Source organism: Candidatus Seongchinamella marina (genome assembly GCF_026262685.1).
In the GTDB taxonomy this organism is placed as follows: domain Bacteria; phylum Pseudomonadota; class Gammaproteobacteria; order Pseudomonadales; family Halieaceae; genus Halioglobus; species Halioglobus marinus.
Genome location: NZ_SHNP01000001.1, coordinates 542,908 through 558,657, shown reverse-complemented (window position 1 = coordinate 558,657; position 15,750 = coordinate 542,908). Strand labels below are relative to the sequence as shown.

Genomic DNA, 15,750 nt, shown 5'->3' with positions numbered 1-15,750 from the left:
GCGGGGTAGGAGCTGCGTCGACAAAATACTGAGCCGAAACAATGACCAACCCACTACTGCAACACCGCGAGCTTCCTGCTTTTTCAACCATTGAGACAGGGGATATCGAACCGGCCATCAAACAGATTATTGAACGTAATAAAAAGGCAATCGAGGCGCTGCTGGACGAAACAAAAAAGTACGGCGCAAATAACTTATTGCGACCTATTGAAGCAATGGACGACGAACTGTCTCGCGCTTTTTCGCCGGTGTCTCACCTTAACAGTGTCTGCAACAGCGACGCCTTGAGAGAGGCCTACAACGCCTGCCTGCCAATGCTGTCTGAATATGGAACCTGGATGGGCCAGCACCAACGTTTGTTTCAGGCCTACACCCAAATCGCTGAAGGGGATGAGGCTGCGCAACTGGATCCGGCACAGCGCAAAGCCTTGGACAACGCATTGCGAGATTTTCGTCTGGCAGGTGTGGCGCTTCCAGAGAAGGATAAACAGCGCTATGGAGAACTCAAGAAGCGCTTGTCGGAACTGGGCAGTAAATTCAGCGAAAATGTCCTCGATGCTACCAATGCCTGGTCCAAGCAGGTTAGCAGGGAAGATCTTGCGGGACTGCCTGACACGGCACTGGCGAGTGCAAAGCAGGCGGCCGAACAAGCGGGAGCAGAAGGCTATCTGATTAACCTGGAGTTCCCCTCTCTAATCCCGGTACTCACTTACTGCGAAAACGCCAAACTGCGAGAAGAGGTTTATCAGGCTAGCTGCACGCGAGCCTCTGACAAGGGCCCCAACGCGGGCGAATGGGACAACTCCGCACTGATGGCGGAAACTCTGGATTTACGCCAGGAACTGGCGCAATTGCTTGGCTTTTCTGATTACACAGAGCTGTCGCTGGCCACCAAAATGGCGGATACACCCACACAGGTCGTCGAATTTCTAGAGCAGTTGGCAGCAAAATCAAGGGAGCAATCCGTAGAGGAATGGCAAGCGCTGCAGGTATTTGCCAAACAGGAGTTTGGCGCGGAAACAGTCAATGCCTGGGATGCGGGTTTCTACAGTGAGAAACTGCAAGAGAAACGCTATCAGGTTTCGCAGGAAGACATTCGTCCCTATCTGCCGGTAGACCGGGTTCTGCCTGGCCTGTTTGAAGTGGTAAATCGACTCTACGGTGTCACGTTCGAGGAAGTAACAGACTTCGATAGTTATCACCCAGATGCCCGGCTATATAACATACTGCGCAATGGTAACCTTATTGCCCGCTTTTACCTGGACCTCTACGCGCGTCCTAAAAAACGAGGCGGGGCCTGGATGGATGACTGTCGGGTGCGGCGCATCGACGATGGCGATCTGCAACTGCCGGTGGCCTATCTGGTCTGTAACTTTACACCGCCTATTGGCGACGCTCCCTCCCTGCTCACTCACAACGAAATGACCACCCTGTTTCATGAGTTTGGACATGGCCTGCATCACATGCTGACGCAGCAAACAGTGGCTGCCATCTCCGGTATCAACGGCGTCGCCTGGGATGCTGTAGAACTCCCCAGTCAATTCCTGGAAAACTGGTGCTGGGAACCTGACGCGTTGGCCTTTATTTCAGGACACCACGAAACCGGCGAGCCTTTGCCCCAGGAACTGTTGGAGAAAATGCTGGCAGCGAAAAATTTCCAATCGGCAATGCAGATGGCTCGCCAACTAGAATTTGCGCTGTTCGATTTTCTCTTGCATCGCAATTGGCAGGGAGGTGATGCAAGCGACGTTCAGGCGCTGTTAGATGATGTTCGCGCCAAGGTGAGCGTTATCCCCGCCCCCAGCTACAATCGTTTTCAGCATGGTTTTGGTCACATTTTTGCCGGAGGTTATGCCGCAGGCTATTACAGCTATAAATGGGCTGAAGTGCTCTCTGCAGATGCCTACTCCCGCTTTGAGGACGAGGGCATTTTTAATGCTGAAACCGGAGCAGCGTTTCAAAGAGAAGTGCTGGAAGTAGGCGGTTCCAAGGAACCCATGGAGGCTTTTGTGGCATTCCGAGGGCGCGAGCCAGACATTGAACCACTGCTGCGTCACTGCGGGATCGCAAGTTAAGAGCAGCCTGGCATCAAGTCACTTAATCGCTACACCAGCGCGCTCCGGCCTTTTGGCCGGGCCCGGAGGCGACAAACAGCTCGGCTTCAATGAGCTCGCCTGGAGCTGACATGGCGATTAACTTATCCAAAAGATAGCGAGAAAATTCTTCGACCGTGGCATTGCGCAACGGCAAGACCAGCGTATCGCTTTTCAGAAACAACATTTCCTCGTCATTGAAATGCACTCGCAAGAAGTTTCCCTCGTCTTCAATACGCTGATAAGGAGAATCTGCCGCCAACAGCATGTATTCATCCAACTCTTCGCATAATACGGCCAGACGAGTCTTGTAAACGTTGTAATCAGCGGAAAAGCCATTATCCCCCATTGCTGCTACAAAACGCGCCGAGACGGAATAGTTGTGACCATGCAAGCGTTCGCGCTCTGTTGCCGAAAAAATCGTGTAGTGAGCCGCTGAGAACTTGTGGGACTCTTTGTCGATGTAAAGAGAGATGTAATCCGCCATTGCTGTGCCTTGCGTACAATTTGCAACATTGTCGGCTCTACCACTGATAAGCGCAACTGCAACAGTCCCTTGACGCGTTGACGTAAATCATTAACCCTTGGGCCTTCTCAATCGGTGGAAACTTATGAAAGCGGCTATTATCACTGGGGCCAGTGTGGGCATTGGTCAAGAAACGGCGGAGCTATTCCTGGCAGAGTCTTATCTGGTGTTCAATTTGTCCCGCAGACCCTGCCCTCTGGATGCGGTCAACAACCTGCCTTGCGACCTATCCTGCGCTGATTCTATCCGCGAATGTATGATGGTCCTGACTGATGCACTTGCTGATGTGGAACACATCGCATTGGTACATAACGCCAGCCAAATGCGCAAGGACGCCTGCGATGAATGCCAAAGCGACAGTCTGCGAGAGGTTCTGGAAACCAACGTTGTTGCTATTAATACTATTAATCAGGCCATGCTGCCGCTCATGAAAACCGGATCCAGCATTGTTTACGTGGGCTCCACACTCTCCGAGAAAGCCGTTCCCGGTTCATTCAGTTACGTTATCAGCAAACATGCGCAGTTGGGGATGATGCGCGCCACCTGTCAGGACATGATGGGCAAAGGCGTTCACACGGCATTGGTGTGCCCCGGCTTCACCGATACTGAAATGCTGCGCACCCACATTGGCACGGACCCGGAAGTCGAAGCCTCTATTGGCAGCATGAACAGTTTTGGGCGCCTTATTCAACCGCGTGAAATCGCCGAGCTCATTCAATGGGCGCATCACCATCCAGTAATAAATGGCGCTGTGTTACACGCGAATCTGGGACAAAAGGAAAACTAGATGAGCCTTCGCCCAGGCCTGATATTGGAAAGGAGAGAGCGAGTATTTCTGGTACTCGCAGGCACATTTTTGTGCGCGATGACTCTGCTTAACGTGATTGGTATTACCCGGTTTATACAGTTGGGCCCAATGGCGCTTGCTGTGGGTGTGCTGCCCTATCCTCTGACTTTTCTCTGCACCGACCTGATCTGCGAGCTTTACGGCAAAGCCAGGGCAAACTTTCTGGTCAGCGTAGGTCTGGGGCTCAATTTTTTGATCCTTGGCGTTTTACTGCTGGGCAACAGCTTGCCGTCAGTGCCTACTGAGAGCATGCCTCCTTGGCAAATCCTGCAACTAGCAGCACCGGTGGCCTTACCCAACGGCGACATAGTGGAGCAATCCGTAGGGCTCTATCAGTTAATCTATGCCACCACTTCAGGAGCTGTGTTCGCGTCCATGCTCGCCTACATCGCTGCCCAGTACTGCGATGTTCAGTTATTTCACTTCTGGAAGCGAGTTACCAAAGGCAAATACCTATGGGTTCGCAACAACTTCAGCACACTGATGAGTCAAATGGTGGATTCAATCATGGTGATCACTGTGACTTTCGGGGCAGCTTTCTACAGAGGTGAAATGACGTTAAACATGCTGTTAATCCTGGTGGGGAGCAATTACGTGTTTAAAGCGACGATCGCCCTACTGGATACCGGACCCTTTTATCTGGCGGTGCATTATCTGCGCAGTTATCTGCAGCTGGCACCGGGAGAGACCGCCGCCCCTATCGGGGCCGGCGAGCCGTCTAGCGACAGCTAGGCCGCCAGGGACTGAGCTGCTTGCCCGATGATATTGCGAGCCAGTTCCTCAGCAATAGTATTGGTTTGACGGCGACTGTTGTCGGCATCGACCAGCACTTGCGACAGGGTCTGCTCAATACGCAAAATGTGCTCTCGCTTGCTGGCTTCTGCTGAGCCGACTCTCTGGTGGTGTACATCAATGATACCACCGGCATTAATCAGGAAGTCCGGACAGTAAAGTATTCCCCTGTCCTGCAAGCTCGCCCCATCAACTGCCGATGCCAGCTGATTGTTCGCCGCACCGGCAACGATTCCCGCACGCAACCCTGGAATGCTTTTTTCATTTAGAATAGCGCCCATGGCACAGGGAGCGAACACGTCAACTTCTGCACCAAGAATGTCTTCTGTGGCCACGGCTTCAATACTATGGTCACTCACAGCCCTGCGCAGGTTGTCGGCGTTTACATCAGCGCCCAGTACATGGGCACCCGCCTCTACCAGCAAGCCCGCAAGGTAATAACCCACGTGGCCCAAACCCTGTATCGACACTCGAAGTCCCTGTAAGTTGTCTTCACCCAATCGGTGCTTGACTGCGGTTCGAATCGCAAGAAAAACGCCCCGGGCTGTGCTGGGCGAAGGGTCACCGCCAAACTCATTGTCGTCCATGCCGCTCACGTAAGGTGTGCGTTCGGCCATCATTCGAATATCTTCAACACCTGTGCCAGAGTCCTCTGCCGCTACGTAACGACCACCCTGGGAATCAATGAAATCCCCCATCGCCTGCATCAGTTCAATGCTCTTATCCTGGCGAGGATCGCCAATGATGACAGATTTTCCGCCGCCAAAGGGCAGGCCTGCCAACGCCGACTTATAAGTCATGCCTCGAGAGAGTCGTAGCACGTCATCCAGTGCCTGCTCTTCACTCGCATAAGGATACATCCGGCAACCCCCCACGGCAGGCCCGAGCGTAGTGCTATGCACAGCGATAATGGCTCGCAAGCCAGTAGCCGCATCCTTGCCGAAAGTAACTAACTCATGGCCATCGTAGGCCGGCGCATCAAAAATTGACATCCACTTATCCTCCAGGTTTTTTATAATTCAGGCCGCATCCACAAAGCGTAGCGTTGACTCTTGCTCGTTCTCACCTCGCAAGCGGCGCAACAACACTGCTTGGTCTGCTGTCAGTTGCTCTCGATTGCGATCTTTAACATGGCCATAACCACGTAGCTTGGAAACACTGGCCGCCAGTTCAACAGCAACCGGATAGTTATCATCTCGCAATTCCAAAATGATGCTTTCCAGCAGTGTTCGATAATCCACAATGTCCTGACGTTCCTGCTTGCGTTCCTGGGTATAACCAAAAACATCCATAGCGGTACCACGCAAGAACTTGAACTTTGCCAGCCACCTGAACGCAGACTGCATCCAGGGTCCGTATTCCTGTTTCACCAATTCGCCTGTCTGCGGATCTCGCTTGGAAAGCAATGGAGGGGCCAAATTAAATCGCAGGGTGTAGTCGCCCTCAAACTGAGCGGCAAGTTTGCGCTGAAATTCGCCATCAGAGTAGAGCCGGGCAACTTCATACTCGTCCTTGTAAGCCATCAGGCGAAATAGTTGCTGCGCCGCGGCGTAGGACACAGAGTCAGCTTGTTCTGAGTGGGGGTCAGCCGCGCGCAGCTTGCTCATTACATCAATGTAAGTCTTCGTGTAGGCCGCATTTTGGTAGCTGCGCAAGCGCTGCTGACGATCGGTGAGCAACTCGTCCAGGGTTTGGGGACTCACCGCTTTTTTCGGCTTGCTCAGTAAGCCCATCACCTTTTCTGGTTGATGAGCACAGCGACGTCCCCAGAGGAAGGCCTGCTTGTTGAAATCTACTGCCACGCCATTAAGTTCAATCGCCCGTTCCAGCGCCTGTGCAGAAACCGGCACCATTGCGCGCTGCCAAGCGAAACCAAGCATAAAGAGATTGCTGGCAATCGAGTCGCCCAGTAACTGCGTAGCCACCCGGGTTGAGTTGATAAAATGACAGCTGTCTTCGCCTACTTCTGCGGTCACCTTGTCTTTCATTGCCTGGGTTGGAAACTTGGCATCCGGGTTGAGGATGAAAGAGCTGGTAGGGACCTCAGCATCATTGATCACAGCATAAGTGCGGCCCTGCGCGACCTTGCCCATCGCCTCATAGGTAGACGCTACCACCAGGTCACAGCCAATCATCAGGTCCGCCTCTCCCGCAGGAATGCGCACCGCCATAATGTCCTCTTGTTTTTCACTCACCCTGACGTGGCTTACCACCGCACCGAACTTTTGCGCCAGTCCGGTTTGGTTCATCGTCGCGCAACCTTTGCCCTCGATATGGGCTGCCATTGCCACCAGGGCCGTAATGGTCAAAACACCGGTTCCACCGACGCCGGTAACCACAGTATTCCAGGGCCGTTCTAACGACGGCAGCTGCGGCTGCGGCAATGGATCAAACAAGCCGTCTACCGCACCCACACTGCCGCCGGACTTCTTCAACGAACCACCAACCACACTGACAAAGCTGGGGCAAAAGCCGCGCGCGCAGCTGTAATCCTTGTTGCACGCACTCTGGTCAATTTCACGCTTGCGACCCAACGCAGTTTCCTTGGGTAAAACCGACAGACAGTTGGATTTCAGACTGCAATCACCGCAACCTTCACACACAGCATCATTGATGAACAGACGTTTGGAGGGATCGATCAGAATGCCTTTCTTGCGCCGGCGACGCTTTTCAGCAGCGCAGGTCTGCTGGTAAATAATGACCGAAGTGCCAGTGAATTCCCGCAGCTCCTTTTGCAGCGCGTCCATCTCATCCCGGTGATGCAAGCTGTAACCCGGCGTTCCGGAAAAGTCACTGCGCCACTGCTGGGGTTCGTCGCTCACCAGGGCGATACGCCGCACACCTTCCCCGCGCAGCTGCATGATCAGGTCGCTCATTTTCAGGCTACCATCCACGGGCTGGCCGCCAGTCATTGCCACCGCGTCGTTATAGAGAATTTTATAAGTAATATTGACCTTGGATGCCACCGCAGCCCGCACCGCGAGAATGCCCGAGTGCGAGTAGGTGCCGTCTCCCAGGTTTTGGAATACGTGTTTGGTTTCGGTGAAATGCGCCTGCCCAACCCAGGTTACGCCCTCGCCTCCCATTTGAGTAAAGGTGTGGGTTTCACGGTCTGGCATCCAGGTGGCCATGTAGTGACAGCCGATGCCGCCTAAAGCGTGGCTGCCCTCCGGCACTTTGGTAGAGGTGTTATGAGGACAGCCGCTGCAAAAGTGGGGTACCCGTTCAATGGTATCGCGCGGCATTGCCAGAGACGCTTCTTTATCTTCAATCCAGCGGACACGCTGGTCCATTGTTGCAGATTGATAGAAGCGACGAATTCGGCTCGCTATTGCCAGCGCGATCATCGCCGGAGTCAACTCACCCAGGTTAGTGAGCAGATCACGACCGTCTTCATCGAACTCCCCAATCACCCGTGGACGAGAATCTGATGCATAGTTATAAAGCTGCCCAGTGAGTTGGTCCTCAATGACTGATCTTTTTTCTTCCACCACCAAAATCTCTTCCAGACCCTGGGCAAACTCTGCGGTAGTTCTCGGTTCCAGTGGCCACGGCATGCCCACTTTATAAACTCTCAAGCCCACTTCGGCAGCGACCGCCTCATCGATACCCATGTCTTCGAGCGCCTGCATAACATCCAGGTAAGCCTTGCCAGAGGTAACAATACCCAGGCGCGCATTGGGCGAATCCAGCACGATGCGATTAATGCCGTTAACCCGGGCGAACTCCCGGGCTGCGTAAATTTTGTATTTGTTAAGGCGCCACTCCTGATCCAGCGGCTTGTCCGGCCAACGCCCATGCACCCCGCCAGGGGGTAATTCGAAGTCTTCTGGAATCACGATATTGATTCGGTTGGGATCTATATCGGCCGAAATCGCAGAGTCCATATTTTCGGTGATAGCTTTTAAGGCCACCCAGCACCCGCTGTAGCGCGACAATTCCCAACCGTAAACGCCCAGGTCCAGCACTTCCTGCACATTGGAGGGTGCCAGTACCGGTACCGAAGCCCCCATAAACATATGTTCGGACTGGTGCGGCAGCGTGGAGGATTTGCAGGCATGGTCGTCACCGGCTACCGCGAGGACGCCACCATAGCGGGAAGTGCCGAACGCATTAGCGTGTTTGATAACGTCCATTGACCGGTCAACGCCGGGGCCCTTGCCATACCACATGCCGAATACGCCATCGTACTTGGCACCTTCGAATAAATTGGTTTGCTGACTGCCCCAGACCGCGGTGGCGGCCAGTTCTTCATTTATGCCGGGTTCAAAATGCACATTATGCTTTTCCAGCCAGGGCTTGGCCTTCCACATGGACTGATCTACAGTCCCCAGCGGGGAGCCTCGATAACCAGAGATAAACGCTGCGGTATTCAATCCGCGTTGCTGGTCTCGCTGATGTTGCAACATCGGCAACCGGACCAACGCTTCGATGCCCGTCATATAGGCTCGAGTCGCATCAAGGGCGTATTTGTCGTCCAGAGATACTTTGCGAATCGGGGATGTGAGATCAGAGCCCATGATTGTGCCTTTTGCTTATGTTATTAGCGTATTCTGATCGATATTTTTGGGTATTGTTATTTGATTTGACCCGCATATTCGTCTAAATATGCATAAGTAATTCGCTAAATTAGCTCATGGAGAATAAATTGCCCGAATCTCTCACCCGGCAAGACGTCGACATCCTCAAATTGTTACAGCAGGACGCCACCCTCAGCACCGCAGCCATTGCTGAACGAATCAATGTTTCCCAATCACCTTGCTGGCGCCGAATCAATCGGCTGGAGCAAGATGGACTCATTCAGGGTCGCGTTGCCCTACTGAATCGCAACGCACTGGGCATGGACGTAGTTGTGTTTGCCACGATCAATCTGACGTCCACGGGCCGACAAAACCTGATTGAGTTTGAGCGAGACATCATTGAGCACCCGGAAGTTATTGAGTGCTACACGATGACGGGGATATGGGATTACATGCTGAAAATAGTCACCCGGGACATCCGTCATTATGAGGAGTTTGTGCGCAACACCCTGACCGCAAGCCCCTCTATCAGAGAACTGCACTCTCACATGGCAGTTACCGAGATCAAAAACACCACTGAGTTGCCTCTGGACAGCCAGTTAACGTGACACGCATGCGCAGTAAATTGCCCGACGTTGGCACCACCATCTTTACCCGCATGTCTGCCCTGGCCAAAGAATGTGATGCAATGAATCTCTCTCAGGGGTATCCCGACTTTGAAGCACCGCAAGCATTGCGCGAGGCACTGGCCAAAGCTGTCATGGACGGCCATAACCAATACGCGCCAATGGCAGGACTTCCTGCGCTGCGAGACCAATTGGCGGAGCAATTAAAAATTCACAGGGGAGTCGACTGTAACCCTGACACTGAAATCACCGTGGTGCCTGGCGCAACCGAGGGCATCTTCTGCGCAATCATGGCCAGCGTGGGCCACGGCGATGAGGTCATCGTGTTGGATCCCTGCTATGACAGCTATGAACCGGCCATTAAGTTAGCCGGTGCGGCCGCCGTTCACGTTGCGCTGGAAGCTCACAGTTTTCGCGTGGATTGGAACGCGGTGGCAGGCGCCATTACCCCGCGTACCCGGATGATTGTTGTTAACTCCCCGCACAATCCCACCGGTGCTACCTTTTCCCATGATGACCTGATATCCCTACAGCAATTGGTCCAGCAGCACGACCTGCTGGTCTGCAGTGATGAAGTCTATGAGCATCTTGTTTACGATGGACGGCAACACCACAGCGTACTGCAGTATCCACAGCTGCGGGAACGAAGTTTTGCACACTTCTCATTTGGAAAAACTTTCAGCGTCACCGGCTGGAAAACCGGCTACTGCGTTGCACCTCCCGCACTGACAGCGGAGTTACGCAAGGTTCACCAGTTTGTAGCATTTGTCGCAGTGACCCCTGTACAACAGGCAGTAGCAGATTTTCTGGCGACGGATCCACAATACCCAGCAACGCTTGCTAACTTTTATCAGCAGAAGCGGGATTTGTTCTGCCACGCCTTGTCTTCGTCTCGCTTTCGAGTGTCAGCCAGCGGCGGCACTTATTTTCAGTTGCTTGACTACAGCGAATTGAGCGACCTCCCCGATCACCAACTTTGTGAAGACTGGACCCGGAAATTAGGCATAGCGTCTATTCCAATATCTGTTTTCTACGATTCGCCACCCCAGCAGCATTACCTGCGCTTTTGTTTCGCCAAGAGCGATACAATGCTGGCAAAGGCAGCGGAGGTTTTATGCAAAATTTAGCCGTAACCCTCATTCAGCGAGAACTGGCCTGGGAAAATCCTGCTGACAATCGGGGCCAGATAGAATCATTACTGCACGAACTGCCAGACACTGGCGACCTGGTGGTACTACCAGAAATGTTTACCACCGGGTTTTCGATGAACGCGCTGGCTAACGCCGAACCGGAAGGCGGAGATACTGAAGTGTGGATGCTCAACCTGGCGCGCGAACTGGATTGCGCTATCACCGGAAGCATTGCAGTGCGGGCCGGAGACGGCGTTTACAATCGCATGCTATTCGCCACCCCCAGTGGGGTCCAGCACTACGACAAATGCCACCTGTTTCGCATGGCAGGTGAGCACAAGCGTTACCTGGCAGGGCGCGAGAAGGTCATCGTAAACTGGCGCGGATGGCGTATCCTGCTCCAGGTCTGCTATGACCTGCGCTTCCCCGTCTTTGGGCGCAATCGGCAGGACTACGATCTGGCGCTTTATGTTGCTAACTGGCCTGCACCAAGGCGCATGCACTGGCGGCAATTACTGATCGCCCGCGCCATCGAAAATAGCGCCTGTGTGATCGGTGTGAACCGTATCGGTAACGACGCCAATGGATTGAAATACACTGGTGACAGCCTCGCAGTGGGCGCCGATGGTGAATTATTGACGGATATGCTCAAAAGCAGCGGAGCACACACAGTAGAGCTCTCGGCTCAGGCATTGCTGGACTACAGGGAGCGATTTCCAGTCCACATGGATGCCGATGAGTTTATACTAGAGCCTTAAAAAATTTCATACGCCACTGAACTGCCGGGGTATAGATTAGTCCAAACCGGCATAAGCTAATGGATAACCGAGAAAGGAACCCACATGCAGGTTGACTCAGAAGATCGATATGTCGAAGAAGCAGGCCACGGCGGAATCCCCAAACTACCCTTGGCGCTGGGGGTTCTGGCATTGATTATAGGCGTTGCCTGGTACTTCAGTGGCGACACTTCCCAGAGTGAAACCGCACCGGCAGAACTTGTCGTCCCGGTACCTGCTGAATCACCTCCGCCCCTGGAGCCAGAGACACCCCCGGCACCCGACATTCCCGCCTTGAGCCCTGTTACTGTCATCGCAGAACGCATTGACCCTAATGCCATTGTGATACCAGAACCGGAGCTCACGCTGGCAGACAGTGACCCCATGGTCAGAGAGGTGCTCAATGAATCACTCGCCGATAGCGTTTTTGAACAAGCACTTCGCCAGGACGACCTGCTTGAACGAGGCACAGCGTTTATTGACGCCGCAGCTAAGGGCTCCATTTTAAATAAAGTATTCCCCTTGCCTCCACTGGAAGGTAAGTACAGTGTGGTAGAAGTGGCGGGAAAAACCGTTGCTGACCCTGCCAGCTACCAGCGCTATGACGCTTACGCGGCTGCCGTTGGCGCTCTTAATCCGCAAAGGCTGGCCGCAGCCTTTCACCAGTTTCGTCCACTATTGGAACAAGCCTATGCCAACCTGGGATTCGAAGCAGATGATATGGACAACAGTCTGATTCGCGCCCTGGATCAAGTGATCGCCGCTCCGGTACTGGAAAAGCCCGCCACGCTGGTGATGGACATTACTACCTACACCTATGAAGACGAATCGCTGGAAAACCTCAGCCCAATCGCCAAGCAATTAATACGAATGGGACCTGAAAACCAGGCTGTTATTCAGGCACAGGCGAGTGCCTTGCGAGCAGCATTGTTAGGGAAATAAACCAACCCAGGTATGCAGAAGCTATCTGATAAAGATATGCGTAAGTCGGTTACCGATGCAACGGTTAAAGACGTGGCAGTCGCCATTGTTGGAGGAGGCCTGCGGCGCTACTTACAGGACAAAGACGAACTTCCTGATAGCAGCTTATCTTGTGGTGCTCCCATCTCTATGCGCCATTCCGGAAACAGCAGCACCGGTGGCAACCCGTTGACTCAAATGACAGTGAGCCTGGGAACAGATATCGCTGACCCACTGGAGCGGCTCGAAGCCATCCACCGCAGTGCACTGCAATCCAAGGCGTAAGCAGAGGTACTGGGCACTAGCGTGGTAATGGATGCTACTGAAATAATGATTCCGCGCGTACTGGGCTGGTGAATGCGCAATGCCACCCTGGCCGTGGCTTCTCGCGAAATACCTCTGCCATCACACGTGATTATTTCCAACGTGCCCGGTCCGCAGGTCCCGCTTTACCTGGCTGGAGCCAGGGTTCAATGGATAACCGGGCTGGGACCCCTATTACACATGATGGGGTTGTTCCACGCGGTATTCAGCGCTAATGGGCTGATCACCATTAATTTTATATCGTGTAGAGAGATGATGCCCGACCCCGCTTTTTATCGACAGTGCCTGCGAGAATCCTATGAAGAACTGGCCTTGGCAGTAAAAAAGAAGGCCGGCAGAAAAAAGCGCAAAAAATAGCGCCTTTCCAGCCGGCCTGCTGTTAAACCCCGGTTCAGGCTGCGCCAGACAGAGCTTTTACTTCCAGGTAATCGGTGAAGCCATGTGCACCCCATTCCCTGCCATTTCCGGACTGCTTATAACCGCCGAAAGGCGTATGTAAATCACCAGAGCCGCCATTGATATTGATATTGCCCGCCCGGATCTGTGATGCAACATCCATCACCGCGTCCATGTTGTTACCCTGCACATATCCGGCGAGGCCATAGGGCGTATCGTTGGCAACGCTAATCGCCTCTTCAATACTGTCATAAGGCATCATCACCAGCACTGGGCCAAAAATTTCCTCTTTAGCGACGGTCATGTCGTTACTGACATTACTGAACACCGTTGGCTTAATGAAGTAGCCGTGTTCCAGGCCGTCCGGACGACCTGCACCGCCGCAAACCAAGGTTGCGCCCTCGTCTATGCCGGCTTGAATCAATCCCTGAATCTTGTTGAACTGCACCTCGCTAACCACCGGGCCCATAGTAGTAGCTTCGGCTTTGGGATCGCCGACGACCACAGACTCGGTCACTTTGGCAGCGATTGCCTCTGCCGCTGCTATCTGCGCCCGAGGTATCAACATACGTGAGGGCGCGTTACAGGATTGCCCGGTGTTGTTGTACATATGCATGACGCCCCGAGTGACGGCCTCCTCAAGATTGACATCGTCCAACAGAATATTGGGAGACTTCCCGCCCAACTCCTGAGTGACTCGCTTGATACTGGGCGCGGCATTTTGCGCAACCAGGGATCCTGCTCGCGTTGAACCGGTGAAAGAAACCATATCAATTTCGGGGTGGCCGGAGATTGCTGTTCCTACACCAGGTCCATCACCATTAACCATATTAAACACGCCAGCAGGAACACCCGCCTCGTCAACGATTTCGGCGAACAAATAACCCGACAGAGGTGCAACCTCAGAGGGCTTAAGCACAACGGTACAGCCCACTGCCAGTGCTGGCCCCACTTTGCATGTAATCTGGTTCATGGGCCAGTTCCAGGGAGTGATCATGCCGCAAACGCCAATCGGCTCCTTGATAATTCGGCTGTTACCAGCCATCTCTTCAAACTCGTAGCTCTGCAGAATTTCCAGCGCAGTGGCGAGATGCCCAAGACCAGAAGCGGCCTGTGCTTCGATGGCGAGTTTAGATGGCGCACCCATCTCATCAGAAATGGCGTCGGCAATATCAGTTAAGCGCTTCTGATAGGTCTCTACCAGCGCTGCAAGAATGGCAATACGCTCTTCACGGGCGCTGCGACCAAAGGTGGCAAATGCATTTCTGGCGGCCATGGCAGCCTTATCGACATCTGCTGCAGAGCCTATGGAAATAGTGGCACACACCTGCTCGTTAGCTGGATTAATAACATCCAGGGACTTTGGCGTCACCGGATCGACCCACTCACCATTAATATAAAACTTATCGTAGACTCTCATCGTTCATCTCCAGCAGCAGCTGCCTGTATCGGTTGGTTTGGGAAATCTCATGCCCCTGACGGCTCCGCCGAAGTCATAAGTTTTCAATTGGGGTTGGGAATATAGCATCGCTCGCAAGTTCCAGCCAACCCATAGAATGACGGAGGCAAGCACCTGATTAAAAAGCACCTTACCGAATCCGGCAAGATGCTTCCAAGAGTCAGTCGAGCAACAACGATGCAAGGCGTTTGCGATGGTGGTAGGCATCGCCAAAGACCTGCTGAGACCACTGGGCGCGGCGAATGTAAAGCTGTGCATCGCATTCATAGGTAAAACCCATACCGCCGTGAAACTGGACAGCTCGATCAGCAGCAAACTTGAGTGCTTCACTGGCCTGGGCCTTGGCCATGCGACACGCAGATTCTGCATCTTCATCCAAACTGGCTTCGGACACCAGTGTGGCCGCGTGATACACAAACGAACGGGCGTTATCCATGTCGCATAGCACCTCCACCATAGGATGCTTGAGAGACTGGTAGGAGCCAATTAAGTGTCCAAATTGTTTGCGCGTTTTCAGGTAATCGACTGTTAGATCCATACAGGCCGCGGTACTACCCGCAGCCTCCGCTGCATAAAGCAGTGCACCCAGCAGGCGTAGGTCCCGAATAATCGCAGTCGCATCTCCCGATAACAGGCTATCAGAGCTGACAGTTGCGCCGGTAAAGTCCACTCGCGAGCTGCGGCGGGTTTCATCGATGTTAGTTTGCCGACGTACCGCTCCTTCACCCAGCGCGGATGCAGGCACCAGCAACAGCCTTGCCTCATTTTGATAGGTGGCAGACACCAGAAACAGTTCGGCTTGCACAGCATACGCGACCTGGGTCTTGCTGCCGGCGAGCTGCAAGTCCCCTCCGGCATCGGTAGCCGTCAGCTCAATTGTGTCCTCTCCCCAATCCCCTGACTCCAATAGGGCCAGAGTGGCGATTTGCCCACCCACAATTGCGGGCAAATGACGCTCGCACAAAGCATGAGATTGAGCTCGCTGTAGCGCCTCGGCTACCAGCACTGTAGTAATGTAAGGTGTGCTGAGAAGTCTTTTACCCATGCACTCCACAATCGGTATTGCACTACCCATACCCAGGCCTGAGCCTCCATGTGCCTCACCGACAGCCACCCCTAACCAACCCAGTTCGGCAATTTCCTGCCAGACTTGAGCGTCGAAACCACTCTCAGACTGCAGCAAAGCCCTCACTGCGGGAATCGCAGACCGATCTCGGCAGAACTCACGAGCCGTATCCAACAGCATGCCCTGCTCTTCGCTGAGGCCTATGGCCATATTACTCTTCTTCATAAGCCGCCCC

At 53.6% G+C, this 15,750-nt stretch carries 14 protein-coding genes; 9 read left to right on the top strand and 5 right to left on the bottom strand.

Going from position 1 to position 15,750, the window contains the following annotated elements; translation table 11 throughout:
• Nucleotides 1–41: 41 nt before the first annotated feature.
• Nucleotides 42–2,075, top strand: a complete 2,034-nt coding sequence (gene prlC, locus EYC87_RS02405) for an oligopeptidase A (RefSeq protein WP_279251457.1) — start codon at nucleotides 42–44, stop codon at nucleotides 2,073–2,075.
• A gap of 22 nt (nucleotides 2,076–2,097) precedes the next feature.
• Here prlC and EYC87_RS02400 read toward each other — a convergent pair whose 3' ends face one another.
• The gene (locus EYC87_RS02400) at nucleotides 2,098–2,580 is read right to left on the bottom strand and encodes a 6-pyruvoyl trahydropterin synthase family protein (RefSeq protein WP_279251456.1); all 483 of its coding nucleotides are present in this window, start codon (nucleotides 2,578–2,580) and stop codon (nucleotides 2,098–2,100) included.
• A 124-nt stretch (nucleotides 2,581–2,704) separates the two neighbouring features.
• On the opposite strand from EYC87_RS02400, the gene EYC87_RS02395 reads away from it, so the two are divergent.
• Together EYC87_RS02395 and EYC87_RS02390 are read left to right on the top strand one after the other, a co-directional pair.
• Nucleotides 2,705–3,406, top strand: a complete 702-nt coding sequence (locus EYC87_RS02395) for an SDR family oxidoreductase (RefSeq protein WP_279251455.1) — start codon at nucleotides 2,705–2,707, stop codon at nucleotides 3,404–3,406.
• On the top strand, nucleotides 3,407–4,198 hold the full coding sequence (locus EYC87_RS02390) for a queuosine precursor transporter (protein WP_279251454.1): 792 nt from the start codon (nucleotides 3,407–3,409) through the stop codon (nucleotides 4,196–4,198).
• Here the strand turns inward: EYC87_RS02390 and EYC87_RS02385 are convergent.
• Both EYC87_RS02385 and EYC87_RS02380 read right to left on the bottom strand, forming a co-directional pair.
• Nucleotides 4,195–5,250 (bottom strand): Glu/Leu/Phe/Val family dehydrogenase, encoded by a 1,056-nt coding sequence (locus tag EYC87_RS02385; protein WP_279251453.1) that lies wholly within the window; start codon nucleotides 5,248–5,250, stop codon nucleotides 4,195–4,197. The genes EYC87_RS02390 and EYC87_RS02385 overlap by 4 nt on opposite strands.
• A gap of 27 nt (nucleotides 5,251–5,277) precedes the next feature.
• Nucleotides 5,278–8,778: an indolepyruvate ferredoxin oxidoreductase family protein gene (locus EYC87_RS02380; RefSeq protein ID WP_279251452.1), complete on the bottom strand. Its 3,501-nt coding sequence runs from the start codon at nucleotides 8,776–8,778 to the stop codon at nucleotides 5,278–5,280.
• A gap of 128 nt (nucleotides 8,779–8,906) precedes the next feature.
• Between EYC87_RS02380 and EYC87_RS02375 the strand changes: the two genes are divergently transcribed.
• From EYC87_RS02375 to EYC87_RS02350, 6 genes are all read left to right on the top strand, one after another.
• Nucleotides 8,907–9,386, top strand: coding sequence for an Lrp/AsnC family transcriptional regulator (locus EYC87_RS02375; protein WP_279251451.1), 480 nt, complete (start codon nucleotides 8,907–8,909; stop codon nucleotides 9,384–9,386).
• 5 nt (nucleotides 9,387–9,391) lie between these two features.
• Nucleotides 9,392–10,531 carry a methionine aminotransferase gene (locus EYC87_RS02370; protein WP_279251450.1) on the top strand — a complete coding sequence of 380 codons (1,140 nt, stop codon included), beginning with the start codon at nucleotides 9,392–9,394 and terminating at the stop codon, nucleotides 10,529–10,531.
• Complete coding sequence (locus EYC87_RS02365; RefSeq protein WP_279251449.1) at nucleotides 10,519–11,292, top strand: amidohydrolase; 774 nt, start codon at nucleotides 10,519–10,521, stop codon at nucleotides 11,290–11,292. The genes EYC87_RS02370 and EYC87_RS02365 overlap by 13 nt, the downstream gene beginning before the upstream one ends.
• Before the next feature lie 84 nt (nucleotides 11,293–11,376).
• Nucleotides 11,377–12,252, top strand: coding sequence for a DUF3014 domain-containing protein (locus EYC87_RS02360; protein ID WP_279251448.1), 876 nt, complete (start codon nucleotides 11,377–11,379; stop codon nucleotides 12,250–12,252).
• Between the two features lie 12 nt (nucleotides 12,253–12,264).
• Entirely contained in the window at nucleotides 12,265–12,555 is a 291-nt protein-coding gene (locus EYC87_RS02355) for a WS/DGAT domain-containing protein (protein ID WP_279251447.1), read from the top strand.
• Nucleotides 12,556–12,627: 72 nt separating this feature from the next.
• A complete protein-coding gene (locus tag EYC87_RS02350) occupies nucleotides 12,628–12,951 on the top strand; it encodes a WS/DGAT domain-containing protein (protein WP_279251446.1) in 324 nt (107 codons plus the stop codon).
• 34 nt (nucleotides 12,952–12,985) lie between these two features.
• Here EYC87_RS02350 and EYC87_RS02345 read toward each other — a convergent pair whose 3' ends face one another.
• Nucleotides 12,986–14,410 (bottom strand): aldehyde dehydrogenase family protein, encoded by a 1,425-nt coding sequence (locus tag EYC87_RS02345; RefSeq protein ID WP_279251445.1) that lies wholly within the window; start codon nucleotides 14,408–14,410, stop codon nucleotides 12,986–12,988.
• Between the two features lie 199 nt (nucleotides 14,411–14,609).
• Nucleotides 14,610–15,740 carry an acyl-CoA dehydrogenase family protein gene (locus tag EYC87_RS02340; RefSeq protein ID WP_279251444.1) on the bottom strand — a complete coding sequence of 377 codons (1,131 nt, stop codon included), beginning with the start codon at nucleotides 15,738–15,740 and terminating at the stop codon, nucleotides 14,610–14,612.
• Nucleotides 15,741–15,750 lie beyond the last annotated feature (10 nt).

Excerpts from the sequence above, each read along its gene's own strand:
- EYC87_RS02345 (WP_279251445.1), bottom strand. The coding sequence starts at position 14,410 with ATGAGAGTCTACGATAAGTTTTATATTAATGGTGAGTGGGTCGATCCG.
- EYC87_RS02360 (WP_279251448.1), top strand. The coding sequence starts at position 11,377 with ATGCAGGTTGACTCAGAAGATCGATATGTCGAAGAAGCAGGCCACGGC.
- EYC87_RS02370 (WP_279251450.1), top strand. The coding sequence starts at position 9,392 with ATGCGCAGTAAATTGCCCGACGTTGGCACCACCATCTTTACCCGCATG.
- EYC87_RS02350 (WP_279251446.1), top strand. The coding sequence starts at position 12,628 with ATGCGCAATGCCACCCTGGCCGTGGCTTCTCGCGAAATACCTCTGCCA.
- EYC87_RS02355 (WP_279251447.1), top strand. The coding sequence starts at position 12,265 with ATGCAGAAGCTATCTGATAAAGATATGCGTAAGTCGGTTACCGATGCA.
- EYC87_RS02400 (WP_279251456.1), bottom strand. The coding sequence starts at position 2,580 with ATGGCGGATTACATCTCTCTTTACATCGACAAAGAGTCCCACAAGTTC.
- EYC87_RS02380 (WP_279251452.1), bottom strand. The coding sequence starts at position 8,778 with ATGGGCTCTGATCTCACATCCCCGATTCGCAAAGTATCTCTGGACGAC.
- EYC87_RS02385 (WP_279251453.1), bottom strand. The coding sequence starts at position 5,250 with ATGTCAATTTTTGATGCGCCGGCCTACGATGGCCATGAGTTAGTTACT.
- EYC87_RS02390 (WP_279251454.1), top strand. The coding sequence starts at position 3,407 with ATGAGCCTTCGCCCAGGCCTGATATTGGAAAGGAGAGAGCGAGTATTT.
- EYC87_RS02340 (WP_279251444.1), bottom strand. The coding sequence starts at position 15,740 with ATGAAGAAGAGTAATATGGCCATAGGCCTCAGCGAAGAGCAGGGCATG.
- EYC87_RS02395 (WP_279251455.1), top strand. The coding sequence starts at position 2,705 with ATGAAAGCGGCTATTATCACTGGGGCCAGTGTGGGCATTGGTCAAGAA.
- prlC (WP_279251457.1), top strand. The coding sequence starts at position 42 with ATGACCAACCCACTACTGCAACACCGCGAGCTTCCTGCTTTTTCAACC.
- EYC87_RS02365 (WP_279251449.1), top strand. The coding sequence starts at position 10,519 with ATGCAAAATTTAGCCGTAACCCTCATTCAGCGAGAACTGGCCTGGGAA.